This window comes from Halorussus sp. MSC15.2 (assembly GCF_010747475.1).
Lineage (GTDB): Archaea > Halobacteriota > Halobacteria > Halobacteriales > Haladaptataceae > Halorussus.
Genome location: NZ_VSLZ01000001.1, coordinates 426,342 through 448,847, shown reverse-complemented (window position 1 = coordinate 448,847; position 22,506 = coordinate 426,342). Strand labels below are relative to the sequence as shown.

Annotated in this window: 26 protein-coding genes and 1 pseudogene; 8 read left to right on the top strand and 19 right to left on the bottom strand. The window is 63.1% G+C overall.

Translation table 11 applies throughout. The features are described from left to right. Positions 1 to 4: 4 nt before the first annotated feature. The 11 genes and pseudogenes from FXF75_RS02315 to FXF75_RS02265 all read right to left on the bottom strand — a co-directional run bounded on the left by FXF75_RS02315 (position 5) and on the right by FXF75_RS02265 (position 6,968). A pseudogene (locus FXF75_RS02315) lies at positions 5 to 917 on the bottom strand (undecaprenyl-diphosphate phosphatase). Between the two features lie 189 nt (positions 918 to 1,106). After that, on the bottom strand, positions 1,107 to 1,382 hold the full coding sequence (locus FXF75_RS02310; RefSeq protein ID WP_163519937.1) for a DUF5808 domain-containing protein: 276 nt from the start codon (positions 1,380 to 1,382) through the stop codon (positions 1,107 to 1,109). Positions 1,383 to 1,488: 106 nt separating this feature from the next. Continuing rightward, a complete protein-coding gene (locus FXF75_RS02305; protein WP_163519936.1) occupies positions 1,489 to 1,728 on the bottom strand; it encodes a hypothetical protein in 240 nt (79 codons plus the stop codon). Between the two features lie 67 nt (positions 1,729 to 1,795). Continuing rightward, positions 1,796 to 3,397, bottom strand: a complete 1,602-nt coding sequence (locus tag FXF75_RS02300; protein ID WP_163521062.1) for a bifunctional N(6)-L-threonylcarbamoyladenine synthase/serine/threonine protein kinase — start codon at positions 3,395 to 3,397, stop codon at positions 1,796 to 1,798. A gap of 72 nt (positions 3,398 to 3,469) precedes the next feature. Continuing rightward, positions 3,470 to 3,604 carry a 30S ribosomal protein S27ae gene (locus tag FXF75_RS02295; RefSeq protein ID WP_163519935.1) on the bottom strand — a complete coding sequence of 45 codons (135 nt, stop codon included), beginning with the start codon at positions 3,602 to 3,604 and terminating at the stop codon, positions 3,470 to 3,472. Continuing rightward, positions 3,604 to 3,921 carry a 30S ribosomal protein S24e gene (locus FXF75_RS02290; RefSeq protein WP_163519934.1) on the bottom strand — a complete coding sequence of 106 codons (318 nt, stop codon included), beginning with the start codon at positions 3,919 to 3,921 and terminating at the stop codon, positions 3,604 to 3,606. The genes FXF75_RS02295 and FXF75_RS02290 overlap by 1 nt, the downstream gene beginning before the upstream one ends. Before the next feature lie 87 nt (positions 3,922 to 4,008). Further along, positions 4,009 to 4,563 carry a GTP-dependent dephospho-CoA kinase family protein gene (locus FXF75_RS02285; protein WP_309221743.1) on the bottom strand — a complete coding sequence of 185 codons (555 nt, stop codon included), beginning with the start codon at positions 4,561 to 4,563 and terminating at the stop codon, positions 4,009 to 4,011. 16 nt (positions 4,564 to 4,579) lie between these two features. Further along, a complete protein-coding gene (spt4, locus tag FXF75_RS02280; RefSeq protein ID WP_163519933.1) occupies positions 4,580 to 4,777 on the bottom strand; it encodes a transcription elongation factor subunit Spt4 in 198 nt (65 codons plus the stop codon). Positions 4,778 to 4,779: 2 nt separating this feature from the next. Next, complete coding sequence (locus FXF75_RS02275) at positions 4,780 to 5,352, bottom strand: DNA-directed RNA polymerase (RefSeq protein WP_163519932.1); 573 nt, start codon at positions 5,350 to 5,352, stop codon at positions 4,780 to 4,782. 1 nt (position 5,353) lies between these two features. Continuing rightward, positions 5,354 to 5,734 (bottom strand): PIN domain-containing protein, encoded by a 381-nt coding sequence (locus FXF75_RS02270; protein WP_163519931.1) that lies wholly within the window; start codon positions 5,732 to 5,734, stop codon positions 5,354 to 5,356. A 1-nt stretch (position 5,735) separates the two neighbouring features. Next, the gene (locus tag FXF75_RS02265; protein ID WP_163519930.1) at positions 5,736 to 6,968 is read right to left on the bottom strand and encodes a translation initiation factor IF-2 subunit gamma; all 1,233 of its coding nucleotides are present in this window, start codon (positions 6,966 to 6,968) and stop codon (positions 5,736 to 5,738) included. Between the two features lie 375 nt (positions 6,969 to 7,343). Here FXF75_RS02265 and FXF75_RS02260 point away from each other — a divergent pair, with 375 nt between their 5' ends. Further along, entirely contained in the window at positions 7,344 to 8,297 is a 954-nt protein-coding gene (locus FXF75_RS02260) for a helix-turn-helix domain-containing protein (RefSeq protein WP_163519929.1), read from the top strand. A 24-nt stretch (positions 8,298 to 8,321) separates the two neighbouring features. Here FXF75_RS02260 and FXF75_RS02255 read toward each other — a convergent pair whose 3' ends face one another. Further along, positions 8,322 to 8,861 carry an XTP/dITP diphosphatase gene (locus FXF75_RS02255; RefSeq protein ID WP_163519928.1) on the bottom strand — a complete coding sequence of 180 codons (540 nt, stop codon included), beginning with the start codon at positions 8,859 to 8,861 and terminating at the stop codon, positions 8,322 to 8,324. Positions 8,862 to 8,978: 117 nt separating this feature from the next. On the opposite strand from FXF75_RS02255, the gene FXF75_RS02250 reads away from it, so the two are divergent. The 3 genes from FXF75_RS02250 (at position 8,979) to FXF75_RS02240 (ending at position 10,724) form a co-directional block, all read left to right on the top strand. Next, complete coding sequence (locus tag FXF75_RS02250) at positions 8,979 to 9,674, top strand: cupin domain-containing protein (RefSeq protein WP_163519927.1); 696 nt, start codon at positions 8,979 to 8,981, stop codon at positions 9,672 to 9,674. Between the two features lie 90 nt (positions 9,675 to 9,764). Next, entirely contained in the window at positions 9,765 to 10,241 is a 477-nt protein-coding gene (locus tag FXF75_RS02245; RefSeq protein WP_163519926.1) for a pyruvoyl-dependent arginine decarboxylase, read from the top strand. A 90-nt stretch (positions 10,242 to 10,331) separates the two neighbouring features. Further along, positions 10,332 to 10,724 (top strand): DUF5811 family protein, encoded by a 393-nt coding sequence (locus FXF75_RS02240; protein ID WP_163519925.1) that lies wholly within the window; start codon positions 10,332 to 10,334, stop codon positions 10,722 to 10,724. 144 nt (positions 10,725 to 10,868) lie between these two features. On the opposite strand, the gene FXF75_RS02235 is transcribed toward FXF75_RS02240, so the two are convergent. The 3 genes from FXF75_RS02235 to infB form a co-directional block, all read right to left on the bottom strand. After that, entirely contained in the window at positions 10,869 to 11,120 is a 252-nt protein-coding gene (locus FXF75_RS02235; RefSeq protein ID WP_163519924.1) for a hypothetical protein, read from the bottom strand. Between the two features lie 144 nt (positions 11,121 to 11,264). Next, the gene (locus tag FXF75_RS02230; protein WP_163519923.1) at positions 11,265 to 12,263 is read right to left on the bottom strand and encodes a twin-arginine translocation signal domain-containing protein; all 999 of its coding nucleotides are present in this window, start codon (positions 12,261 to 12,263) and stop codon (positions 11,265 to 11,267) included. Positions 12,264 to 12,514: 251 nt separating this feature from the next. Further along, a complete protein-coding gene (gene infB / locus FXF75_RS02225; protein ID WP_163519922.1) occupies positions 12,515 to 14,317 on the bottom strand; it encodes a translation initiation factor IF-2 in 1,803 nt (600 codons plus the stop codon). 147 nt (positions 14,318 to 14,464) lie between these two features. On the opposite strand from infB, the gene FXF75_RS02220 reads away from it, so the two are divergent. Further along, positions 14,465 to 14,710 carry a PRC-barrel domain-containing protein gene (locus FXF75_RS02220; protein ID WP_163519921.1) on the top strand — a complete coding sequence of 82 codons (246 nt, stop codon included), beginning with the start codon at positions 14,465 to 14,467 and terminating at the stop codon, positions 14,708 to 14,710. After that, on the top strand, positions 14,711 to 15,175 hold the full coding sequence (locus tag FXF75_RS02215; protein WP_163519920.1) for an NOB1 family endonuclease: 465 nt from the start codon (positions 14,711 to 14,713) through the stop codon (positions 15,173 to 15,175). A gap of 137 nt (positions 15,176 to 15,312) precedes the next feature. Here the strand turns inward: FXF75_RS02215 and FXF75_RS02210 are convergent, their stop codons facing one another. The 4 genes from FXF75_RS02210 to FXF75_RS02195 all read right to left on the bottom strand — a co-directional run bounded on the left by FXF75_RS02210 (position 15,313) and on the right by FXF75_RS02195 (position 19,678). Continuing rightward, positions 15,313 to 15,456 (bottom strand): CopG family transcriptional regulator, encoded by a 144-nt coding sequence (locus FXF75_RS02210; RefSeq protein ID WP_163519919.1) that lies wholly within the window; start codon positions 15,454 to 15,456, stop codon positions 15,313 to 15,315. A gap of 137 nt (positions 15,457 to 15,593) precedes the next feature. Continuing rightward, a complete protein-coding gene (locus FXF75_RS02205) occupies positions 15,594 to 16,721 on the bottom strand; it encodes a CPBP family intramembrane glutamic endopeptidase (protein ID WP_163519918.1) in 1,128 nt (375 codons plus the stop codon). An 80-nt stretch (positions 16,722 to 16,801) separates the two neighbouring features. Then, positions 16,802 to 18,316, bottom strand: coding sequence for a BGTF surface domain-containing protein (locus tag FXF75_RS02200; protein WP_163519917.1), 1,515 nt, complete (start codon positions 18,314 to 18,316; stop codon positions 16,802 to 16,804). A gap of 69 nt (positions 18,317 to 18,385) precedes the next feature. Further along, on the bottom strand, positions 18,386 to 19,678 hold the full coding sequence (locus FXF75_RS02195; RefSeq protein WP_163519916.1) for a glucose-6-phosphate isomerase: 1,293 nt from the start codon (positions 19,676 to 19,678) through the stop codon (positions 18,386 to 18,388). 526 nt (positions 19,679 to 20,204) lie between these two features. On the opposite strand from FXF75_RS02195, the gene FXF75_RS02190 reads away from it, so the two are divergent. Together FXF75_RS02190 and FXF75_RS02185 are read left to right on the top strand one after the other, a co-directional pair. Then, positions 20,205 to 21,116 carry an ABC transporter ATP-binding protein gene (locus tag FXF75_RS02190; RefSeq protein ID WP_163519915.1) on the top strand — a complete coding sequence of 304 codons (912 nt, stop codon included), beginning with the start codon at positions 20,205 to 20,207 and terminating at the stop codon, positions 21,114 to 21,116. Continuing rightward, positions 21,113 to 21,967, top strand: coding sequence for an ABC transporter permease (locus FXF75_RS02185; RefSeq protein WP_163519914.1), 855 nt, complete (start codon positions 21,113 to 21,115; stop codon positions 21,965 to 21,967). The genes FXF75_RS02190 and FXF75_RS02185 overlap by 4 nt, the downstream gene beginning before the upstream one ends. Positions 21,968 to 22,506: the final 539 nt, after the last annotated feature.

Below are 22,506 nucleotides of genomic sequence, written 5' to 3'. Positions count from 1 at the left end.
CGTCCTATATCGCCAGCGCTCCGCCGCCCAGTATCGCCAGCGCGCCCAGTCCGACGCAGACCCCCCCAGAAGGGCACGCGCTCGACGACCCGCATCAGCGCGTCGATAGTGAGGTAGCCGACGACCGCGGCGGTGCTCAGCGCCAGTGCGGCCTCGGTCGCCCCGACTTCCGGAACCCCGGTGTCGAGGAGGACGAGAACGCCGGCCCCGAGCGCGGCCGGAATCGACAGCAGGAACGAGAGTCGGAACGACGATGGCCCGTCGTGACCCCGGAAGAGCAGGGCCGAAGTGGTCGTTCCCGACCGGGAGACGCCCGGGAGGATGGCCAGCCCCTGTAGCGCGCCGACCAGCACGGCGTCGACGAGGTCCGGCGACTCGCGGCCGCCGAACTCGAAGTCGTCGGCGACCCGCTGGAGGACGCCCGTCAGCACGAGCAGGACGCCGACCAGCGCGACGAAGGCGCCGCCCGTGAGCGCGGAAACGACGTGGTCGAGCGTGGCGTAGGCCGCGATGCCCACGACGCCCGAGGCCAGCGTCGCGACCCCGAGGAACGAGAGGGTCGGGCGTTGGCTGGCGGTACGCGCACTCGCGACGCGACTGTCCGTGCTTCCTGCGCCCGCACTCGTCGCGCCGGGCGCGCCCGTGGCACCCGGAGCGTCGGCGGCGGGGTCGAACGCCGACCCCGGCCGCCAGTGGGGAAGCGCGGCCAGCACGTCGCGCAACTCGTCGCGGTAGTACACCGCGGCCGAGAGCGCAGTTCCGGCGTGGAGGAACAGCGAGAACTGGACCGCGGCCTCGGGCGAGGACCCGAGCGCGGTCAAGAAGACGGTGATGTTGCCCTCGCTGGAGATGGGTAACCACTCGAAGACGCCCTGTAACGCTCCGGCGGCGACGGCGACGAGCGCGGACCGGTTCATACTCGATGGGCGTTCGTCTGCGGTTAAAACTGCTCGGAAGTCCGACGGCGCTCGGACGACCGCCGCTGTCGAGCGACGGGACTTATCCTGCTACTTTGCTTCCTGTTGCCGTTACGGGCTAGCGTAGCGACTATCCGTCACGAAGCGCCATCGACGCGTTCGTAACTCCAGAGCAGAGAATCGGAGTCCTCAGTCGTCGTCCACGACGACTTCGACCGGACCGCCCTCGGCGGTCAGTTCCTGTTGCTCGTTCTTGCGCTCGTGCCAGAGGAGCGCGCCGGCGACGGCCAGCACTATCCACGACCGCCAGTTGGCGAGGTTGAGCGTGTAGCCGATGCCGAAGGGCTTGTCCACAAGCATCCCCTCGTCGGGTTTCCAGTACGACGAGAGCATCCGTCCGATGCTCGGTCGCTCGAAGTTGTACGGAACGCCGAACAGTTCGCCGGTGGTAGGTTTGTCTGCCATGTGAGAGAAATACGGCGGAGAGGGATAAAGTGCTTTGGCTACGGTCGAAAGCTGAACGGTTCCCGCGGCGGACCGCGGGACGACGTGCGCGGCGGTCCGTCGAGAGTCACTCCTCGGTGCGGTCGGCGTAGTCGAGGAGCCACTCGCCGACCTCGCGGGCCTCCTCGGGAGTGAGTTTAGCTCTCGCGTGTACGAACTCCTCGCGTTCGGTGACCTTGACGTTCAGGTTGACGAGGCTACCGTCGGAATCGACGCCGACCGTACCGCCGTCCACCTCGTCAAGATATCCGTCCTGACCGCCGTACTCGAAGCTACCGTCCGCGTGACACTCGAGTTCGTCGTCCATAGGGAGGTACTCGACCGCCGTCCGAAAGAAGTTGGTGGGCCGAGACGGGAGGTGGTGGGCCGAGTCCTCACTGGTAGCGACCGCGGCCTTCGACCGCCCGAAGCCGAGTCAACACCGTATCGTCGCCAGCCTCGGCGTAGGCCTCCTCGAACTTGCGCCGTAACTCCTCGGCGTCGTCCGAGGTCCCGGCGAGGCTCTGGGCGAAGACGTGGAGGTCCATCGCGTAGTCCTCGTCGTCGTCGGTGTAGTAGCCCAGTCCGAAGTCGATGAGGTAGGTCCGGTCCGGTCCGGACGGCCCGTCGCGTCGCCCGACCCTGACGTTCCGCGTCGTCGGGTCGCCGTGGACGAACCCCGCGGCGTGAATCGCGGCGAGGTGCCGGGCCACGTCGCGCACGCGGTCCGGCGTGAGATTCTCGCGGAGGTCGGCCTCGCCCACGCGCTCGAACACCAGCACGCCCTCCTGTGGGTCCACGTCGTAGACCACCGGGGTCGGAACGCCGTGTCGCCGGGCCTCGCTGGTCAGGCGCGCTTCGAGGACCGTCCGGTCGCGCCGGAGGCGCGCGTCGAGTTCGGGGTGGCGGTAGCGCTTCGGCAGGCGGCGCTTCGTGACGCGCTCGTCGCCGATTTCGACGGTGGCCTCCGCGCCCTTCACTTCCGCACCGTTCTCGCGCCAGACGGCCACGGACTCGTCGTCGTCGCGCCACGTGACAGGGACTTGGTCCGGCCGGAAGTCCGGGTCCACGGCCGACTCCTCCACCGGGATGGTGTCGCCCGCACGGACCATCTCCGCGCCGAGGACCGCTATCATCCCGGCGTTGTCCCGGAGGAATCTCGGTTCCGGGGCGTGGAACGACGCGCCGCGCTGGTCGCACATCGCACCGAGCATCTCGCGGAGACGGGCGTTCTGCCCGACGCCGCCGCCCAGCACGAGTTCGTCGCTCCCGGTCAGCGAGAGGGCGCGCTCGGCGACTTCGGTCAACATGGCGAAGACGTTTTCCTGCAGGGAGTAGCAGACGTCTTCGACGGGCGTCCCCTCCTCGTAGGCGTCCTTGGCGGCGCTCATGATGCCCGAGAACGAGAAGTCCATCCCCTTGACGACGTAGGGGAGTTCGACGTACTCGCCGTCTTTGGCGGCCTCCTCGACCTTCGGTCCGCCGGGGTGGGACCACCCGACGTGGCGCGTGAACTTGTCGATGGCGTTGCCGACGCCGGTGTCCATCGTCTCGCCCAGCACGCGGTACCGGCCGTTGCGGTAGCCCAGCACGTGGGCGTTCGCGCCCGAGGCGTTCAGGCAGACCGGGGAGTCGAACCCCGACTGCTGGCGACCGATTTCGAGGTGGGCGACCATGTGGTTGACGCCGACGAGGGGCACGTCGAGCGTCTGGGCGAGCGCTCGCGCGGCGGTGCCGACCGTCCGCAGGCAGGGACCGAGACCCGGCCCGCGCGAGAACGCCACCGCGTCGATATCGCCGTCGGCCTCGGCCAAGGCGGTCTCGACGACTTCGGGGACGGCGTCGCTCATGTGTTCGGCGGCCTCGCGCGGGTGAATACCGCCGCTGTCGGGCTGGTAGGCGTCGGTTTCGATAAAAATCGAGTCGGGGTCGTCTTCAGTGTCGTAGACGGCCGCGCTGGCCGCCCACGCGGTGCCCTCGATGCCGAGGACGCGCATTCGCTCGCTCACGGCTCCTTCGTCGCCGTTCGCGTTTTCACGATGCAGTTCGCTCCCGCTCGGCGCATCGCCCTACTTCCACTCGGTGTAGCCACACCGACCGCAGTGGAGGCGGTCGCCGTGGTCGGCGAGGAACGCGTCGCCACACCGGGTGCAGGTCTCTTTATCGGTCGTTCCGTCGTCGTCGTACATCTCGTTGCGCGCCATTATTCGGCCTCCTCCGCCTCGGGTTCGGCGTCGGCGTCCGCGGCAATCTTGTTACGTTCGAGCATGTACTCCTGCTCGACGTCGCGGGCGTGCTCGGGGCTGTCGTAGACCTTCGCGTAGCCGACGGTCTTGCGCATTCCGAACTTGGTGTTCATCTCGTGAACCACGACTTCGCTCGAGTCCTTGTCCAACTTCGCCGCGAGACTGTCGCGGACCGAGAGCCGGGAGGGCGTCGCTTCGTCGTGAACTATCTGGAACCGCACTTCGGACCGGTGGAGCATCGGATTCTGCTCCTCGGAGAGGATTTCAACTTCCATGTGTATCGCTCAGTTACTCTGTTATTGGCTGTGAACGTTGTAAAAGGATTTCGAAGTGAACAACCCGAACTCGGCTGCGGACCGAAGCTACGTCGCGTCCAGAATCTCGAACAGCGCGCCGGCGTCGCCGTCCATTCGGCCTAGAAGGTCGTGCATCCTATCTTTGGCGTCCGCAGTCACTTCGGCGAGGACCATCCCCTCGCCCGGCTGACCGTAGACTACGCTCGCGCCCAGCGGCGCGGCCACGATTGCCGGGAGGGTGACGAGGTCCTCCTCGCCTTCGACCACGATGACGGTCGGGACGGTGTCGGCAATCGCCTCGCGGAGCGCCACGACCATCTCGCGGGTGACGGTCGCCGCGGGATTCTCGACGCGGACTTCGCGTGCGGACTGGCCGAGTCTAGCGACGCCCTCCGCGACGTCGTCCTCGACCTCCTCTCGCTCGGTCAGACCGTCTACCACGGCCACGTCGGGCACGACGCCGGCACGTTCGAGATGGTAGGTCACCACGTCGCCCACCGCGACGAGCGGGCCGTCGCCCGCCGCCGCCAGCAGGCGCTCGGCGTCGGTGAAAATCGGTCCCATCGGTTCCTTGAGTTCCCCGCGCATCTCCGCGGGCAAGGTGACGAGAACGTCACTCACGGTGAATCAGTAGCGGTTACCGGACTTTCAACGCGTACTTGCCCGGTTCGGTCACTTCCATCTCCTCGGCAATCTGGCTCTCGTCGGGGTGCGCGATGATGACGAAGCCGCTCCAGTCCTCCGTGAGGCTGGTCGAACCGCAGATGGGACAGGTGTCCTCGTCGGGTTCGGCCACGGCGTGACATTCGCGGCAGGCGAGGCGGTTGCTAGCCATCGTTATTCACTCTCGGTGGTGGCCTGACGCTTCTCGCGTTCCTCTTTCAGCCAGCCGTGCTTGCCGAGACCGACCTGCTTGGCCGTGAGACCAATCTTGCTCTCGCGCGGATTGCGCTCGTCGATGCTCTTGGTGACGATGCGCGCCCGCACCGAGTCGCCGACGCCGAGCGTGCGGTTCGACTCGCGGGACGCGAGCATCTGGCCCTCTTCGTCGTACGCGAGATACTCGTCCGATATCTGCGAGACGTGGAGCAGTCCGTCCACCGGACCGATGCCGACGAAGGCACCGAAGTTGACGACCTCCACGATTTCGCCGTCCACGACTTCCTGCATCTGGGGGTCGTACGTGACCGCGTCGAAGTCGGCCTCGTAGTACACGCCCGGTCGGTTCGGAAGAACCGCACCGTCGCCGATGTCGTTGACGTTCACGACACTGACGACGCTTCCGACATCTTCGTCCATTCGTCCCTCCAACTTGTCCTGCAGGAGCCGCTTCACTAGCTCCGGCGTCACCTCTGCGAGGTGTTCTGGGGGTACCTCGACCGTATCTTTGAGTCTAACCCGTTTGTACATGCTAAGGTTTGCTGATTGCGAGTTTGTTCCGGCCCCTTATATGAATTACCGGTGCGTCCGCGTCGAGCAGGCGCCCCTTGAGGGGACCGTCGTTCGTGACGACGTAGTCGAACTCGGGGGCGAGTTCGACAAGCGCGTCGTCTGCGTACGATGCTTCGTGTTCGACGGTTCGACATCGCTCGGCCGCCAAGTCCGCACCGACGCTCGCTGCGACGGCTTCCTTTCCGGCGCCCTCCGCGAGCTTCGACAGCTCGTCGCAGACGGCGCGGGGGACGACGCACTCGAAGGTGCCGAGGAGTCGGTCGAGTTCGTCGAACAACCGCACGTCCGACTCGACCGGCATCATGAGCGCGCTCGTGTCCATGGCGACCGTGACGACCATGCTACTCGGTGAGCGTGCCGACTCCGATGAGTCGCCAGCGTGCGCCGATGCGGCGGTTGATGGCTATCTGGGCACCTTCGGGTGCGCAGACCGGTCGCTTGAGCGCGACCTCACACTCGCCTTCGCGCGCGCTGGTCACGGACCCGACCGTCGTGGCGGTGCCGATGGTGAGCATCAGCGGTTCGCCGGTCGAGATGTCGTCGATGTCTTGGTCGTCGAGTCCGACGAGGCGTTCGAGCAGGTCCACCTCCATCGTGAACTTGTTCCACGTCGGGGGGAGGGTACCGGGCGTCCCGGCGACCTGTCCCGCCAACGCGTCGCCTTTCGTGAGGCTGGGGTCGAGACCGGTCCCGACGCCGAGCAATCCGCCCGGCGTCACTTCGTCCACCGTCTCGCCGCCCGCCTGAAGCGAGCGCACGTCGGTCTCGACGGGTTCCCATCGCGTCTCGCCGCCCTCCTCCACTTCGCGGCCGGGGCGGAGTTCGATGTCGTCGCCCTCCGTGAGTCTCCCCTCGACCAGACTGCCGCCGAGGACGCCGCCCATCAGACCGTCCCACGTCGTGCCGGGACGGTTGATGTCGAAACTCCGAGCGACGTGCATCCGCGGGTCCGCGTCGGGGTCGCGGTCGGGCGTCGGAATCTCCTCCTCGATGGCCTGCATCAGGAGGTCGATGTTGACCTCCTGCTGGGCGGAGATGGGGACGACCGGCGCGTCTTCGGCGACGGTGCCCTCCACGAACTCCTGTATCTCCTCGTAGTTGCGCTGGGCCTGCTCGCGGTCCACGAGGTCGATTTTGTTCTGGGCGACGACGATGTTGTCGATGCCGATGATGTCGAGCGCCATCAGGTGCTCCTCGGTCTGGGCCTGCGGGACGGGTTCGCTGGCCGAGACGACCAGCACCGCGCCGTCCATGATGGCCGCGCCCGAGAGCATCGTCGCCATCAGCGTCTCGTGTCCGGGGGCGTCCACGAACGACACCGTGCGGAGCGGTTCGCTCTCGCTGCCGTCCGGACACGTCTCGTCTACCGTGTATCGCTCCGGCTCGTCGAGACCGGGACACTGCCGGAACGTGGCGTCTGCGTACCCGAGCCGGATGGAGATGCCACGCTTCATCTCCTCGGAGTGCTGGTCAGTCCATTCGCCGGAAAGCGCCTGCACGAGCGTCGTCTTTCCGTGGTCTACGTGACCGACCAGTCCGATATTCACCTCCGGTTGGGCGTAATTTCCTGTCAAAGTTGACCTCCTGAAGTAATTCTACTGGAAGATTCGCCCCGAACGACTGATAAACCTACTGTTCTCGTTCGGGTGTCGGGACGGTTCCTACCGTGCACAGTTACGACGGTCGGGACGGTCCCGGTCGGCGGAATCACGCTCGTCGGGGACGCGTCCGACCCCTTCGTTCTCGGTCGGTTGCCGACGGAGAGTGCCTCCCGACGCGACCCGTTCCAGCAGCATCGCTCTTCGAGGGACCACCACCGCTTCGAGTAAACAAGTTTTGGCCGTAGACCGGCCTGCTGACGGTACGGCGCATCTCCGCCGAATAGTAAGAAACGCAACAAAAATGCGATTAAGGCAACACTTTAGCCGGATGCGACCGCATCTCGTCGTATGAGCGGAACAACAGGGCCGAACGCGGACCTCGACGCCGAGGAGTCCACGATTCGGGACTGCGAGGACTGCGTGGCCCCGGCCGAGGCGTTCTCGGTCATCGCCAACGAGACGCGACTGTCGATTCTGGAGGCGCTCTGGAAGGCCTCGGACCGCCCGGTGAACTTCTCGGAGCTTCGACGCGAGGTCGGCATGCGCGACAGCGCCCAGTTCAACTACCACCTCAAGCAGCTCACCGACCACTTCGTCGTCCAGACCGACGACGGGTACGACTTCAGGCAGGCCGGGAAGAAGGTCGTCCGGGCCATCCTCGCCGGGTCGTTCAACGAACACCCCGAGATGGGTCCGTTCGACGTGCAGGGGACCTGTGCGACCTGCGACGGCGGACTACAGGCGTACTACGACGACGAGATGCTGGCCATCGAGTGCAAGGAGTGCGGGAAGAACCACGGCTGTTACCCCTTCCCGCCGGGCGGACTGAACGACCGCACCCGCGAGGAGATAATGGACGCGTTCAACCAGCGCGTGCGCCACCTCCACTGCCTCGCGGCCGACGGCGTCTGCCCGGAGTGCAACGGCCGGATGTCCACCGCGATTACCCGCGACGACGAGGACTTCCTCGGACTGGAGGTGCGAGTGGACCACGAGTGCGAGCAGTGTCACCACCAACTCTACTCGGCGGTGGGACTCTCGCTCCTCGACCAGTCGGACGTGGTGACGTTCCACCGCGAACACGGCGTGGACCTGTGTACGACGCCGTACTGGGACCTCGCGTGGTGCGTCAGCGACGAACAGACGACCATCCTCTCGGAGGACCCGTGGCAGATACTGGTCGAGATTCCGCTGGACGACGAGATGCTGTCGGTGACCCTCGACGGCGACCTGAACGTCCTCGAACTGGAACGGGGCTGTCGGTCGGCGTCCTCCGACGGAACGCAGGCGATTTCGGACTGAGCGACCGCTAGAGGCGTCGTTCGCTCAGTCCTCGGCCAGCCAGTCCGCGAACTTCGCCAGTGCCCGCCCGCGGTGGGAAATCGCGTTCTTGCGCTCGGTGCTCATCTCGGCCATCGTCTCCCCTTCGTGTTCGAAGATAGGGTCGTAGCCGAACCCGCCCTCGCCGCGCGGCGCGACGATGCGGCCCGGCACCGCGCCGTCGAACGTCTCGGCCGTCTCGCCGTCGTAGTAGGCCACCGCGCACCGGAACTGCGCCCGGCGGTTCTCCTCCATTTCGACGAGATTCCAGACGCGCTCGACGCCCACGGTGTCCTCGACGTACGAGGAGTACGGTCCGGGGAACCCGCCGAGCGCGTCTACGAACAGGCCCGCGTCGTCCACCAGTACGGGGTCGTCCCCGCCGGTCTCCGCGAAGGCCTCCTTCGCCCCGGCGACCGCGATTTCGCCGAGGTCGTCGCTCTGAATCTCGGTGTAGTCGTAGTTGACCTGCTCCACGTCGTCGTCGAGGTACTCGCGCGCCTCTCGGACCTTACCTTCGTTGCTCGTCACGAATCTGATTGTCATGAAGGGGTCTCCGTTGGTTCGGGGTGAGGGTGCGCGCAGGTTATACTCGTTGATTCACCCGGCGTGCCCCGCAAAGTATTCCCCGAGAGTTATGTCCTCGGGCTGACTTTTTCGAGCATGGACTCGCTCACGACCGGGCGTCCCCTCGACGAGGACGGCACACCGACCGAAGGACCCGCGCTCGAACTCGACCCCGACGGGGCCGCCGCCGACCTCTTCGCGGATTCGCCCTACCCGCTCGCGTCCAGTCCCGGGACCGGGATGTGGATGGCTCCCCTGCGGTGGCCCGACGACGCCGACGAGTCGCCCGCCATGTTGGTCTGGTTGTCGCCGGACGCGACCGAGTTCCCCCCACACGTCCACACCGCCGACGAGGAGCAGTTCCGCGCGGTCGAAGGCGAACTGACCGTCGTCGAGGAAGGCGACCCCCGCCGTCTCGAACCCGGCGACGAGCACACCGTCCGGCCCGGGCGCGAACACTACTTCCGGAACGACACCGACGACTTCGTCGCCTTCTACGTGGACCTTCCGTGGGCGAAGACCCTCGAAACGCAACTCACCGTCGCCGGGTTGGACCACGAGGGGGCGTTCGGTTCGGGCGGCGACTACGGCGAGCCGAGTTTCCTCTACGGACTCGTGATGACCGAGTACCTCCGAGACGGTACGAGAGTCGCGGTCGGACCCCCGGCCGTCCAGCGACTGCTCTGGGCCACGCTCGGCCGTGTCGCGAAGTCCCTCGGCCACCGCCCGGTCGAGGAGCGATACCTCCGCGACGAGTTCTGGACCGAGACCGTCGAACAACCGAACCTCTGACTGGACTCGGTGGTGAGTGACCTCACTGCCGAGTCCGCGACTAGACCGAAAATCGCAATCCCTTACCTCGCCCGGTGATTCACACTAGATATGAGCACGATTCGGGTCGCGTGGGGGACCGGGACCGGTCCCACGGAGATGTCTTCGTACGACGCCGCCCTCGCGGACGCCAACCTCCACAACTACAACCTCGTCGCGGTCTCGTCGATGATTCCGGCCGACGCCGAGGTCGAGGCGGTCGGCACGGCCCCGGACCTCGGACCGGCCGGCGAGCGCCTGACGGTCGTGCAGGCGCGCGCGACACGCGCCGGACCGGGCCACGTCTCCGCCGCGCTCGGGTGGACCGCGAGCGAGGAGGGACCGGGCCTGTTCTACGAGGCCGCGGGCGAGACCGACCCCGAGGACGTGACCGAGCGCGTCCGGACCGGTCTGGCGGCCGGGCGGGAACTGCGCGAGTGGACGTTCACCGGCGAGCGCGTCGAGACCGCGAGCATCGACGCCGAGGCCGGGGTCTACGCGACGGCGGTCGTCGTGGCCGTCTACGGCGAGAGCGAGCCGATTTGCTGAGCGGACTCGCTCGTGGTGGAGAACCGTGCCAGAGTCTGCCGAAGCCGAGAGCTTTTATAACGTCGGGACCTAACTATCGTCGTCAGACCGATGAACGGAAACACCCCCTACGCGGGCGTCCCCGGCAAGACGCAGGCCGGGAAACGTGCGAACGCCGACGTTCCGGACCTCTCCCCCGAGCAGAAACAGTCGCTTCGCGACAGCATCACCGACATCGCCACCCGGACCCGCGAGTTCCTCCCCGACGAGTACGTCGTCGGGTCGAAGGTCGCCGACGACGGCAACGGACCGCAGGCGCAGGTGTCGGTCCAACCGCCGGTCGGCCACCCCGTGAGTGCCGGGTTCAAACCCAGCATCGACGACTTCGACGGGGACAACCTGGAAACCCACGAGGAGGCGGAGGTCGCCCGAGGTCTCGCGGCGAGCGCCGCCATGCAGGTCAAGCAGATGATGGGCGACAACATCACGCCGACCGCGCGATAAGCGTCCGCGTCCGCTCGCCGGTCACGTACTATCACTCGAACGACCATCGATTCTCACGCGGACCGACTACCGTCCGTCGTGTCGAGCGGCTACTGGTTCTCGCGCAGAGCGGCCGTCGACTCTCACGCAGGAGAATCAGCAGTTTCACGCGGAGGGTCCGCCGACCTGTCCGCGCGGACCGCGGCGCGTCGGCGGGTTCCGGAAGAGCAGATGAGCGAGCGCAATCGCCGACAGCACCGCGCCCGCCGACACGCTGAGTTGGGACGCGACGCCGAACAGTTTCCCGGCGAGCAGACCGACCAGCAGCGGCATCGGAAGGAAGACGAGAGCGAGGTCGTAGTAGGATGCGTTCGGTACTCCGGCGTTACCACTAGGTAGTTGGATTTGCCCGAGCATGAAACCACCTTCCAGTAGGTGTATATGGTAGCCGTCGACTAAAAATTATTGGTCGGTGGTAATCCTATCCGGCGGAGAGCGAGGAGCGACACTGGAGTCGGAGGGCCTGTCGCGAGCGTTCGACTCCGCGAGGGCAATCGCCGCTCAGTTCTCGACGACCGTCCCGCCGGCACCGACGGCGACGTTCGGACTGCCGCGGACGACCGCCTTCAGGTTCTGGCCGGTCGGCGTGGCGTCCTGCGCCCACTTGCCGTCGGTCAGGTCGAAGACTTTGCCGCCCCCGCCGACGGTGAAGCCGTTCCGGTCGTCGTCGGTGACTTCGACGTCGCGGAGACCGGCGTCGCCGAGGTCGGTCGGCGTCCAGTTGGCACCGTCCCAGTGGAAGACCATGCCGCCGCCGCCCGACACCCACACGTCGTCGCGGGCGTCGCTGTCCACGCCGTAGAAGTTGACGTTCGCGTCGGCGATGCCGATGTCGTCGTAGGAAACGCCGTCGGTCGTCTGGAACACTTTCTGGTTGGTGTCCACGACGTGGCCGGACTTCACGTCGTGGAAGTCGATGGCCGAGAGTCCCGACCCGCTACCGGGCGTGACGTAGTTCCACGTCTGGGACTCCCCGTTCTCGAAGCTGTAGTAGACCTTGCCCGAGTCGCCCGCGACGTAGACGTTCGCCTCGCCAGCGGGACCCGTCACGGACACGTCGTTGAAGTTGTTCGTGCTTCCGACGGGCTTGGAGTGGTCGTAGAGGGTCCCGGTCTCCACGTCGTACGCGCCGACCGCGCCAGACGAACCGACCATCCAGATTTGCTTGCCGTCGTCGGTCACGTCCGCGCCGTACAACGAGTTCCCGTTTCCGGTCACGCCGCCGTCGAAGACCGTCCGCCAGCCGTCGGGCGTCCGGCGGATGGCGACGCCGCCGGCGCCGACCGCGTACGCGCCGTCGTTCGTGTACTCCACGTCGTAGAGGGTGTTTCCGGTGGGGGTCTTGGCAGTCTGCCAAGGCTCGTCGGACGTGTCCGACGGCGTCTCGGCGACCGTCCACCCGGTCTCGGCGGCGGTCGCAGTCGCGGGGAGGGCGCCAGTTACGACCGTCGCGGCCGATGCTTGCAGGAACCGTCGTCGCGTCGTAGTACGTTCCGTCATGACTCCACTCGACAGTGAACGAGGGTTGATACTTCAAAGGAGGAAGCCGTTTTCGCTCTTCAGACCGTTTAAAACCCTACGAGCGCGGCTGAAACCCGCCAAGAACCCATATCCAGAGGTAATTTTAACCGCACTATTGTTTGGACTGATTGAGTAATAAACAGTGAAAAATAGAGCCGACTGTTTATAAGAAACCCGGTACGTGGCTGGAATTCAAGTCGGTGGGGCGCGGACAGCGGTTTCGGCCCGACCTATTTGCCCCAGAAGGGGTCGCGCTTGCGCCGTTTGTCGAGGTACATCTGGAGCGCCTCGAGTTCGTCCACCGGGATGTCGTCGGCAAGTTCCTGTTCGAGAATCTTGGCGTGCTTCTCGGGGAGTTCCATCCAGAGTTCGTCGCCCTCCTCTATCTGGCGGCCGACCGTCGGTCCGTCGATGGCGACGCTGACGCGGTTCCCGCTCCGAGCCTCGTCCACGTCTTCGCCCTGCTCCTGAATCCCCTTGAGTTGGCCGACCCGCGTCGGGTCGTTCCCGTCGAACTTCACCACGTTGCTGTTCTTCTTGACGGTGCCCGCGAGAATCTCGACGCCGACCACGGCGGGGTCGTTCTGGCGGAAGGTGTGGTCCTGTAGAATCTGGAACCGCGCGGGCCGAGTGATGTTGTCCAGCACCGTCTCCTGCTGGGCGCGTTCGAGTTCCTCGATGTACTCCTCGTACTCCTCGATGAGTCGGTAGATGACGCCGCTCTCGAACAGTTTCACGTCGCTCTCCTCGGCCTGCTGTTCGGCGTCGGCCAGCACGTCCACGTTGAACGCGAGAATCGTCTTGTGCTTGTCCTCGCTCGCGGTGGACGCCACGCTGATGTCGCGGGGGGCAACGTCGCCGACTTCGGCGCGCATAATGGGAATCTCGGCCTCGTCCATGGCGTTGGCGATGGCCTCCAGACTGCCGAGCGTGTCCGCCTTCACGACCACGCCCTGTTCCTGCGTCTCGACCTCGATTTCGGAGAGTTCGGCCCGAACCTCCGTGATGACTTCCTCGATGTCTCGGTCGCGGACCACGCGGACTGGCGCGCCCGCCATCGCGTCGTCGAGGTCAGGTGCCGCGATTTTGACGCCGGACGCGGCCGCGATTTCGTCCACCTTCTCAAAGCGGTCTTCGGTCCGAATCTCGGCGAGCGGCCGGGGTTTCAGGATGGCGCGCACGTCGGTCACGATTGGGTCGTCGAGACCCCCGACCACGATGGTCTCGTCCTCGCGGATGGTGCCGTCGTACAGCACCACGTCGAGGGTCGTCCCGAAGCCCTTCTCTTCTTTGACTTCGAGAACGGTGCCCGCGCCCGGCCCGGTCACGTCGATGGCCATGTCCTCTTTCATGTACCGCTGGGCCAGACCCATCAGGACGGTCAGGAGGTCGGGGACACCCTCGCCGGTCTCCGCGCTGACCGGTACCACGCCGATGTTCCCCCGGAAGTCCTGCACCCGCCAGTACATGTCGGCCGAGAACCCCTCGTCGCTGAGTTCGCCGATAATCTCGTAGAGTTGCTCGTCGAGCGCCGACTGTACCCGGTCGCTCTGGGCCTCCTTGGTCTGTTGGACCGGTGCGTCCTCGTTCGGTTTCCACCCCGGGATGGTGTCTATCTTGTTCGCCGCGACGACGAACGGCGTCTGGGACTGCTTGAGGATGTTGATGGCTTCGAGCGTCTGCGGTTGGAAGCCGTCGTTCACGTCCACGACGAGGATGGCGATGTCGGCCAGCGCGCCGCCGCGCGACCGGAGCGTCGTGAACGAGTGGTGACCCGGCGTGTCGATGAACAGCAGGCCCGGCAAGTCGAAGTCGCTCGGGTCGATGAGGCTCCCCGCGACCTTCGACACCACGTCGAGCGGGATGGCGGTCGCACCGATGTGCTGGGTGATAGCACCCGCCTCCCCCTCGATGACGGTCGAACCGCGTATCTTGTCCAGAAGACTGGTCTTGCCGTGGTCTACGTGCCCCAGTACGGCGACAATGGGGGTGCGCAGACCTTGTCCGTTCTCGCGTGTATTAGTGTCAGGCATAGGCTACCACCGGGGAAAGAAGGTTCTTACTCAAGAGGTACTCCGCGTAGCATTTAACTTTTTCACTCCGCTGTACGTCAGCGACCGAACTGCCGGGGGTCACACCACCCCGTATCCTTTATGGTGTAGCACTCAGTAACCCCCCGTATGTCGAAAATCCTCGCCGAAAACCTCTCGGGGAAGGCCGTCATGGGGTCAGACGGAACAGAACTCGGTATGTTGTACAACATCACCATGGACCTCAAGACGGGTGAACTCGCGGACCTACTCGTCGAACCGGACGAACAGTTGCAACGTGGCACGGTGGAGTTCGACTCCGACGAAGAGGGTCGATTTCAGGTCCCCGTCAAACGAGTGCAGGCAGTAAAAGACTACATCGTCGTTCAGCGGTAAATGTACGTTCTAGACGCCTCAGCTTTCATCAACGAGTATCACACCAACGCGGACACGGCGAGCATCCCGATGGTCCGCGAGGAACTAGAGGACGAGAGCGCCTATCGCTTCGACGCGATGGAGGGGTCCGGGATGCACATCCACATCCCGCAGGACGGCGCGGTCGAGCGCGTGCGTCGGGCCGCCAAGGAGACCGGCGACTTCGAGGAACTCTCCGACACCGACGTTCGACTCATCGCCGGTGCCTTCGAACTCGACGCGACGCTCGTCACCGACGACTACGCCATGCAGAACGTCGCCGAACACATGGACGTGAGCGTCGAGGTCATCGCGCAGGAAGGCATCGCGGAACAGCGCGACTGGCGCTTCCAGTGTCAGGGGTGCGGCCGCGAGTTCGACGAGAACAAGGACCGATGCCCCATCTGCGGAAGCGAACTGACCCGCAAGAACCCGTCGAACGCCTGAATCGACCGAACTACCGTCTTTATCCGACGTTCGACTCGCCGACCGGATGATTCGCCCACAGCGAGACCCGTCCGTTGGGAGGTCAGTCTCCCGCGGAACTTGCGCTGTCGCTCGACCCACGCGGGGTCGTTTCGCACTCACTCGTCGGTCTCTATCTCTTCGAGTCCGACTTCGATGAGCTGCCGGAGGACCTCCTGCGTCGTCAGGTCGTACTCGCGGGCCAGCGTCTCGATGCGCTTGGCGCGGTCGCGCTCGCAGGTAATCGAGTAGCGACGCTCCATGAGACTTTCAGAGGTCGTTGAAGGTGTTAAATCTACGTCAGACGTGAGGCGGACGCGGGACGCACGGACAGCAGACGCACCGTTTTCGGGCCGAACGTGGATTTCGCCCGCTCCGTTTTCAGTCGCGAACAGACCGGTCACGCACCGCCAGTCATCTGGACGTACATCGCCGCGAAGATGATGGCGTCGAACGTGCCGTGAATCAACGCCGAGACCGTCACGTTGTCCGTCTTCAGGTACGTCGCGCCGAGGATGAGCGAGAGGAAGAAGATGACCGCGAGCGTACTCAGTAACGCGGGGAGGTCGGCCCCGGCCGCGTAGGCGGGGATGTGAGCCAGCGAGAACACGACGCTCGCGACCAGCACACCGCCCCACTCGCCGAACGTCGGGTACAGCGACTTCTGGATGATGTTGCGGTAGAGCAGTTCTTCGCCCGGACCGATGATGAGCCACGACGCCGGAATCAGCAAGAGGAGGATTTCGGCGTTGCCGCCCGCCGCGGCCTGCTGGACGTTGTGTTCGGCGGTGCTCAGGCCGAGTTGGGAGAAGACGACCGTGACGAGTACCTGTAGTCCGAACAGCGCGAGGATGCCACCGCCGACGTAGCCGAGGTCGCGCAGCGTCGGGACGCGGAAGTCGAGGAACGCCAGCGTCTTGTCCGTCCACTGAAAGTATATCAGCGCGACGGTGCCGGTACCGAGACCGAGCGCCACCGCGCTGATGGCGAGTTGAGTGGCCGTTCCGGGGTCGCCGGGGACGAGTCCCGCGACGATACTCACGAGCACGCTGGCCCACGCCGCGATGGCGAACAGTCCGGCGAACCCGACTGCGAGACCCCATCCGGCGGCTTTGACCGCCGTACCAAGCGATTCGGGGAGACCCCGGCCGTCGCCGTACGCCGCGATGACGCCGCCCACCCCGCCGATTAGCGCGAGGGTCACGCCCCACGGTGAGACCGCAGTTACATCGACGGATAGCGTCGTTCCCTCGGCCAACGTACTGCGACCGGCGAATGCGCTCGCTCTCGACACGCCGACGTATCCGACGACGCCGAGACTGGCGACGCCAGCGACGAGCGACCCGGGACCGCGGGCGAGTACGTCGTGGCGTCGCAACACGAACGCGCCGAACGCGGTCACACCGAGGACGGCGAGAATCACGTTTTCGACGGGACCGATGCCGACGGTGCCCCACGGGAGCGCGGCGGCCGCGAGGGTGAATCCGGCCAACACGACGCCCACGCTCGCAGCAGAACGGTCTTCCATATTCCGAACAAGGGGTGGCCGGGCTAAAGTCCCTGTGTTTGTATGTTGGCGCGGTGAGTTGTGTCGAGTGAGACGAGTCGTCAGTTCCGCCGCGCGAGCGCGAGTCCGGCCGCCACCGCGACGAGCGCGACGGGGACGCCGAACCCGGGGATGCTGGACTCGCTGCTACCGTCGGTCGTCGAGTTGGTGGACGCCGTCGGTTCGTCGGCGGTGGTCGTGCGAGCAGTCGTCGTTGGAATTACGGCCGACTCCTTCACGACGCGTCCGTCCACTTCTGCCAGCGGGAGACCGCGTTCGACCGTGACCGTGAAGTTCGCTCCGGCCTCGGCCTCGTCGAAGTCGAGCGTCGCGGCGAAGGTGCCGTCCTCTCGAACCGTCGCGGTGTCGGACAGCGAGAAGTCGCTCGGGACGTTCATCGCACCGTTCTCGGCGGTCACGACTAGTTCGGTCCCCGGACGGAGGTTCGTCGTCCCGCGAATCGTCTGGTCGGACGCGGCGCGGACCAGCACCGCCTCGCCCGGACGCTGAACCGTGAGATTCAGCGGGGTCTCTACGAAAGCGAACACGGTGGCGTCGCGGGACGCCTCGGTTACAACGAGTTCGGACACCGACCGAGGCACTCCGCCGACATCGACCGATAGTTCGGTACCGGCGGAGAGCGACGAGAGGTCGAATGTCGCGTTAAATCGACCGGCCCCGTCGACCGTCACGGTCCGCGACGCGTCAAGCGTCGAGTCGACCGACGACACGTTGACCTCGAGTTTCGTGACGGTCCAGTCACCGACGCGGCCCCGAACGGTGTAGTTCGACGAGGGGTCGTCCACAGTTAGCGTCCCGTTTCTGCGCACGGTGGCCGACTCGTTCACGACGAGACCCTCGAACTCCGGTTCGTCGCTGGCGAAGACCGAGACGGTAATCGGGGTCCCCGACTCCACGTCGCTCAGGTCGAACGTCGCAGTGGCAGTCCCGTTCTCGGAGACGGTCGCGGTGACGGCTCGGACGAACTTGTCGGATTTGAGTGCCACCTGCAGTTTTCGCCCGGGGTCAGCGTCGGTCCGAATCTGAACCGTCTCGTTCTCGGCGGGCCGGAGGACGAGGGGGTCACCGTGGTGAACGAGTTCGGTCGAGATTTTCCGCACGACGCCGGGAGATTCGGCGACTTTCTTGTCGTCGTGGCGGACGACCAGCGAGACGTCGCGTTCGGCTTCGAAATCGCCGAGGTCGAAAACTGCGGTCGCGGTCCCGTTCTCGGAGACCGGGGCCGTGGTGACCCGGTTGAGACTTCCGTTTCTCAGGAGTTCGACCTTCAGTTCCGTCCCGGCCTCGGCGTTCGTTCGCAGTCGGACGGTCTGATTCGCGTGCGGATGGAGTACGATATTCTCGTGGTCGTTGGCGAAGGTCGCGGTGACGTTCTCGTTGTCGTTCGTCGCGTCGGACTGCGAGACGGAGGCGGCGATGTCACCGTCCGAAACGATGTGGTAGTCACTGTTCGATACATCGTCTGTCGTTGCGGGTGCGCCTGCGACCACGCCAGCGACGCCTGCGAGGGCGACTAGCGTGGCGAGAGCTACCCGTCGATGGAGGGCCGATAGCATTGTTTCGAACGGACGTACTTTCGGTTCTATTCAACCAGTTATCAAAAATTTTCTGTTCTATCGGTGACGCTACTCGACAGTCAGCGTCGTCTTCTCGGCGACGGCGTCTGCCTCCTCGAAGTCGCCGCCACCCAACAGCCCTCTCGCGGCCTTCTTGCCCCACTCGACCGCCGGTTGCGTGAACGTCTTCACGTCCGCGAGTTCGCCGTAGAGGACGCAGGCGGCCTCCATGCCGTAGAGGAGTTCGCCGAGGCTCCGCTCGTCGATGCGGTCGATTTCGACCCGGACGTTCGGCTGACCCGCGGCGGCGAGACTGGCTTCGGTGGCCTCGAACTCGGCGTCCAGCAGGTCGCCGAGCGACGACCCGCCGAGATACGAGAGACCGTCGAGGTCGGTGTGCGGGATGGCCCGGTCCGCCCGCTCCTCTGGTCGCACGAGCGTGACCATCTTGTCGTGAGGTCCGGCCCGGTAGAGCTGCAGTTGGGAGTGTTGGTCGGTCGCGCCGAGCGCGCGAGCGGGGGTCTGGCCGCGGCCGTCTTTGCCGAGGCTCTCTGCCCACAGTTGGGCGAACCACTCGGCGAAGGTTTCGAGCGACTCGGCGTAGGGCATCATCGCGTTGACGGCCGCGCCGCGCTCTTCGAGGGCGTAGGACGCCGCGCCGTAGGCGTACGCGGGCGAGTCGTACAGCGACCCCGCGAGTCGGTCGGCCTCGTCTCTGGCACCGCGGAGGATGGCGTCGAGGTCGTGGCCCTGTATCGCGGCGCAGGCCAACCCCACGGTCGAGAGGACCGAGAAGCGGCCGGGAACCCCGTCGGGCACCGCGAGCGCGGGCAGGTCCTCCTTCTCGGCGAGTCGCCGGAGGTTCCCCTCCGCGCCGGTGGTGACGAAGGTCCGGTCGGTCCAATCGACTCCGGCGTCGTCCATCGCATCGCGCACGACGGGGAAGTTGGCGAGCGTCTCGGCGGTGGTGCCCGAGCGCGAGACCACGTTGACCGCGGTGTCGGCCAGCGGCAGGGAGTCGAGTAGTCGCGTGACGTGTTCGGGGTCTACGTTGTCGAGGAAGAAGGCGTCCGTCTCGGAGGGCAGGGCGCGGGCGAGCGTGGCCGCGCCGAGCGCGGACCCGCCGATGCCGACGGTCAGGACCGCCTCGGCGTCGGCGAAGGGTTCGACCGCGCGCCGAATCTCGTCGGGGTTCGCGGTTTCGGGGAGGTTCAGCGCGGCGTAGCCGTGTTCGGACTCGTCGCGCCCTCGTTGGATGCGCTCGTGGGCGTCGGCGACTCGCTCGTCGAGTTCGTCGAGCGCTTCACGTGAGAGGCCGGGGGTGGCGACGTCCGAGAGTGCGTTACCGAGGTCTACTCGCATACTACCGATAGCAACGGGACGAACTAAAAATAGGCAGGTCCTTCAGCGTGAACTTATCGAAACCAGTAGTCGCACGCTTAACGGAAGCGAGAGAAACGACCAGATAACAAAATTCACTCTCCGTGTTCTGACGATGGCCTCTAGAGGAAGCCCGCAACGGGCGATATCGCTACAAGTAGCTATAACTGAGGAGAAGTTTACAGTGATTGCCAGCACATCTACTGGTTATTGAGTATCGCTGGGACCGACGGCGTATTTTGGAATCATCAGCGATGACTTTACTCTGAGTGTTGACCGGACCTTTAATAGCGGGGATGTGCCCTATCACGACCACTATAGAGGACGATAACTGACAGCAACTTTTCTCGGAGTCAACTACCGTCTCCCAAGCATCTAGCTTGGCTGCAGCTTACAATTTTGTATATGATATTTATTTTAATATTTGTAACTTATATTAAAACTACAGATATAGGATATTCTACTACATCGGTTGTTTTAAGTTATGAGATGGAAAAGGTATGAATAGATGTCAGCTATCACAATTGAGGGGTTGGTAAAGGAATACAGTACGACTACGGCAGTTAGAGACTTCGACTTGAAAATCAAACGAGGTGAGGTATTTGGATTCTTAGGGCCAAATGGGGCAGGCAAGTCGACAATAATAGATTTATTGCTTGGTTTCAGGGAACCGACGGATGGTGAAATATCTATTCTCGGACATAACCCTGAAGATAGCCCGTATACTGTCCGAAAACATATCGGTGTTCTTCCAGACAATTATAGTCTTTATGACCATCTCACCGGTCGAGAACATGTTGAATACGCAACTCAAATAGGTGAATTCGATATAAAGCCAAAATCTATATTAGAACGAGTTGGATTAGAGGGAGAAGGCGATCAAAGGGCAAAAGGATATTCTAAAGGAATGCGCCAACGTCTTGCCCTCGGTATCGCCCTTGTTGGTAATCCGGAAATCCTTATTCTTGATGAGCCAACTACGGGAATTGATCCAAATGGGGTACAGGAGTTTCAGGCGATAATCAATCAAGAGTCAAACAACGGAACCACCGTGTTCTTTTCAAGTCATTCTTTAGAGCAAGTTCAAGCAGTTTGTGATCGGATTGGAATTATTGATGCCGGTGAACTGCTTACAGTAAGTAAAATTGATGAACTACGGAAAAGTCTCAATAGAGACTCAACACTTGTCCTCACAGTAGATACCGTTCCCGATAATCATGGTCTTTTAGACTTGAATCACGTTAATAACGTTTCAGAGACTGATACTACTCTCCGAATTGATTGTACTGATCCGAGCGCAAAGTCATCAGTCATCAATTGTGTTGAAACAGCAGGAGCCACGGTTACCGATATTAACGTTGAAAATGCGTCACTTGCTGACCTATTTGAAAAAGTCACTAACGGAGGATATAGAGAATGAAAGACGCATTGATTATCGCAAAGAAAGACATTACAGACGCTTTCCGTACAAATACAGTTTGGACAGCCGTTGGCTTCATGACTATTCTGGTCTTAGCGAGATGGATCTCCATCGGGCCAAAGTTCATTGAACTCTCCTCACATCCTTTCTTGCTAGCCACTGCACAATTTGATCTCTGGCTCCCACTCTTTGCAATCGTTATCGGCTATAACTCGGTAGTTGGAGAACGTGAAACCGGTCGAATTCGTTTACTACTTGGTTTCCCTAGTAAACGATGGGACTTAGTTTTCGGTAAGTTTATTGGCCGAACTGTGGTTCTTGTTATTGGAATTTTAGTATCAGTAGTGTTACTCGGAACTCTAGTTGTCCTCCAAGTAGGTAATTTCAATCTTATAGATATAGTCTCCGGAACGTGGACGCTCTTTCTCTATGGAGTCGCGTGGATGGGAGCCACCGTTGGAGTTTCAAGTTTCGTTTCTTCTGGACGGCGAGCGATTGGTATCATGTTTGGTTTATATGCGTTCTTCGGCCCCCTCTGGACGCAACTGGGACTACCTCTCCTTTCAATATTAATAACTGGAAATCCGTCCACTGAAAATATAGAACTGGCAGAGATACTGACATATGCAGATGGTCCAACTTGGTACCTCTATGCAAGTCGTATTAGCCCGTTTGAAGCCTTTGCAGGCGCAAACAGATACGTATCTGATTTATTTGGATTGGTTCTAACTGGAAAGACAACAAGTGCCCCTCACCTTCCGAATTTATTTGGAATAGTAATGTTGCTCGCTTGGATTTTTCTACCGGTTACCTTCGGATATTGGCGATTTAAGCAAGCGGAGTTTGAGTGAATGCCTAGTATTGAACGCTACCATATAAAATAGGCATATAATAACAGTAGTATCTAGTTTTCTCCTTAGCTAGTGTACGTTCATCGAGCACTTGGTGAAGTCACTGGAATCATAGCAAAAGACAAACAACGCAAGCCACTGGTGGACGCTCTGCCGACTGCGCCCGCAACGAATAAAGCGGTCGATTCCCATCCTGAGAGTCTGAACCCATCGACCAAATGTATAAATTGTGAACAATCGTGTTTCTGAGTGAGACCGCACATAACGAGCTGCCGGATCGGTGTCTTGCCGTCCAAATAGGACAACACCTTCGTGTCAAGGTCGGTTGCAACGTACACCCAGAACTAATCACCGTCAATCCGGCATGGTGTTGTCAACTTCGACCAGCGTCGGTGTTGCCGACGGTGAGTCTCATTGCTGTCAGCTAGTCACTGCACCCAACCCTAGACCGTTCCACGCGACCGTTTAATGCATTCTCTAAGAGGACATCCGGCAGTGCGGAGCCGGACGGCGAACGCCCTGACGGGCGTCCGCTCGCG

What these genes read in the sequence shown, in the direction of transcription:
- FXF75_RS02240 (WP_163519925.1), top strand. Translation starts at nt 10,332, where the DNA reads ATGAACGGAAACACCCCCTACGCGGGCGTCCCCGGCAAGACGCAGGCC.
- FXF75_RS02305 (WP_163519936.1), bottom strand. Translation starts at nt 1,728, where the DNA reads ATGGACGACGAACTCGAGTGTCACGCGGACGGTAGCTTCGAGTACGGC.
- FXF75_RS02310 (WP_163519937.1), bottom strand. Translation starts at nt 1,382, where the DNA reads ATGGCAGACAAACCTACCACCGGCGAACTGTTCGGCGTTCCGTACAAC.
- FXF75_RS02190 (WP_163519915.1), top strand. Translation starts at nt 20,205, where the DNA reads ATGTCAGCTATCACAATTGAGGGGTTGGTAAAGGAATACAGTACGACT.
- spt4 (WP_163519933.1), bottom strand. Translation starts at nt 4,777, where the DNA reads ATGGCTAGCAACCGCCTCGCCTGCCGCGAATGTCACGCCGTGGCCGAA.
- FXF75_RS02255 (WP_163519928.1), bottom strand. Translation starts at nt 8,861, where the DNA reads ATGACAATCAGATTCGTGACGAGCAACGAAGGTAAGGTCCGAGAGGCG.
- FXF75_RS02220 (WP_163519921.1), top strand. Translation starts at nt 14,465, where the DNA reads ATGTCGAAAATCCTCGCCGAAAACCTCTCGGGGAAGGCCGTCATGGGG.
- FXF75_RS02290 (WP_163519934.1), bottom strand. Translation starts at nt 3,921, where the DNA reads ATGGAAGTTGAAATCCTCTCCGAGGAGCAGAATCCGATGCTCCACCGG.
- FXF75_RS02215 (WP_163519920.1), top strand. Translation starts at nt 14,711, where the DNA reads ATGTACGTTCTAGACGCCTCAGCTTTCATCAACGAGTATCACACCAAC.
- FXF75_RS02205 (WP_163519918.1), bottom strand. Translation starts at nt 16,721, where the DNA reads ATGGAAGACCGTTCTGCTGCGAGCGTGGGCGTCGTGTTGGCCGGATTC.
- FXF75_RS02230 (WP_163519923.1), bottom strand. Translation starts at nt 12,263, where the DNA reads ATGACGGAACGTACTACGACGCGACGACGGTTCCTGCAAGCATCGGCC.
- FXF75_RS02195 (WP_163519916.1), bottom strand. Translation starts at nt 19,678, where the DNA reads ATGCGAGTAGACCTCGGTAACGCACTCTCGGACGTCGCCACCCCCGGC.
- FXF75_RS02275 (WP_163519932.1), bottom strand. Translation starts at nt 5,352, where the DNA reads ATGTACAAACGGGTTAGACTCAAAGATACGGTCGAGGTACCCCCAGAA.
- FXF75_RS02250 (WP_163519927.1), top strand. Translation starts at nt 8,979, where the DNA reads ATGGACTCGCTCACGACCGGGCGTCCCCTCGACGAGGACGGCACACCG.
- FXF75_RS02270 (WP_163519931.1), bottom strand. Translation starts at nt 5,734, where the DNA reads ATGGTCGTCACGGTCGCCATGGACACGAGCGCGCTCATGATGCCGGTC.
- FXF75_RS02245 (WP_163519926.1), top strand. Translation starts at nt 9,765, where the DNA reads ATGAGCACGATTCGGGTCGCGTGGGGGACCGGGACCGGTCCCACGGAG.
- FXF75_RS02235 (WP_163519924.1), bottom strand. Translation starts at nt 11,120, where the DNA reads ATGCTCGGGCAAATCCAACTACCTAGTGGTAACGCCGGAGTACCGAAC.
- FXF75_RS02185 (WP_163519914.1), top strand. Translation starts at nt 21,113, where the DNA reads ATGAAAGACGCATTGATTATCGCAAAGAAAGACATTACAGACGCTTTC.
- FXF75_RS02210 (WP_163519919.1), bottom strand. Translation starts at nt 15,456, where the DNA reads ATGGAGCGTCGCTACTCGATTACCTGCGAGCGCGACCGCGCCAAGCGC.
- FXF75_RS02295 (WP_163519935.1), bottom strand. Translation starts at nt 3,604, where the DNA reads ATGGCGCGCAACGAGATGTACGACGACGACGGAACGACCGATAAAGAG.
- FXF75_RS02200 (WP_163519917.1), bottom strand. Translation starts at nt 18,316, where the DNA reads ATGCTATCGGCCCTCCATCGACGGGTAGCTCTCGCCACGCTAGTCGCC.
- FXF75_RS02260 (WP_163519929.1), top strand. Translation starts at nt 7,344, where the DNA reads ATGAGCGGAACAACAGGGCCGAACGCGGACCTCGACGCCGAGGAGTCC.
- FXF75_RS02300 (WP_163521062.1), bottom strand. Translation starts at nt 3,397, where the DNA reads ATGCGCGTCCTCGGCATCGAGGGCACCGCGTGGGCGGCCAGCGCGGCC.
- infB (WP_163519922.1), bottom strand. Translation starts at nt 14,317, where the DNA reads ATGCCTGACACTAATACACGCGAGAACGGACAAGGTCTGCGCACCCCC.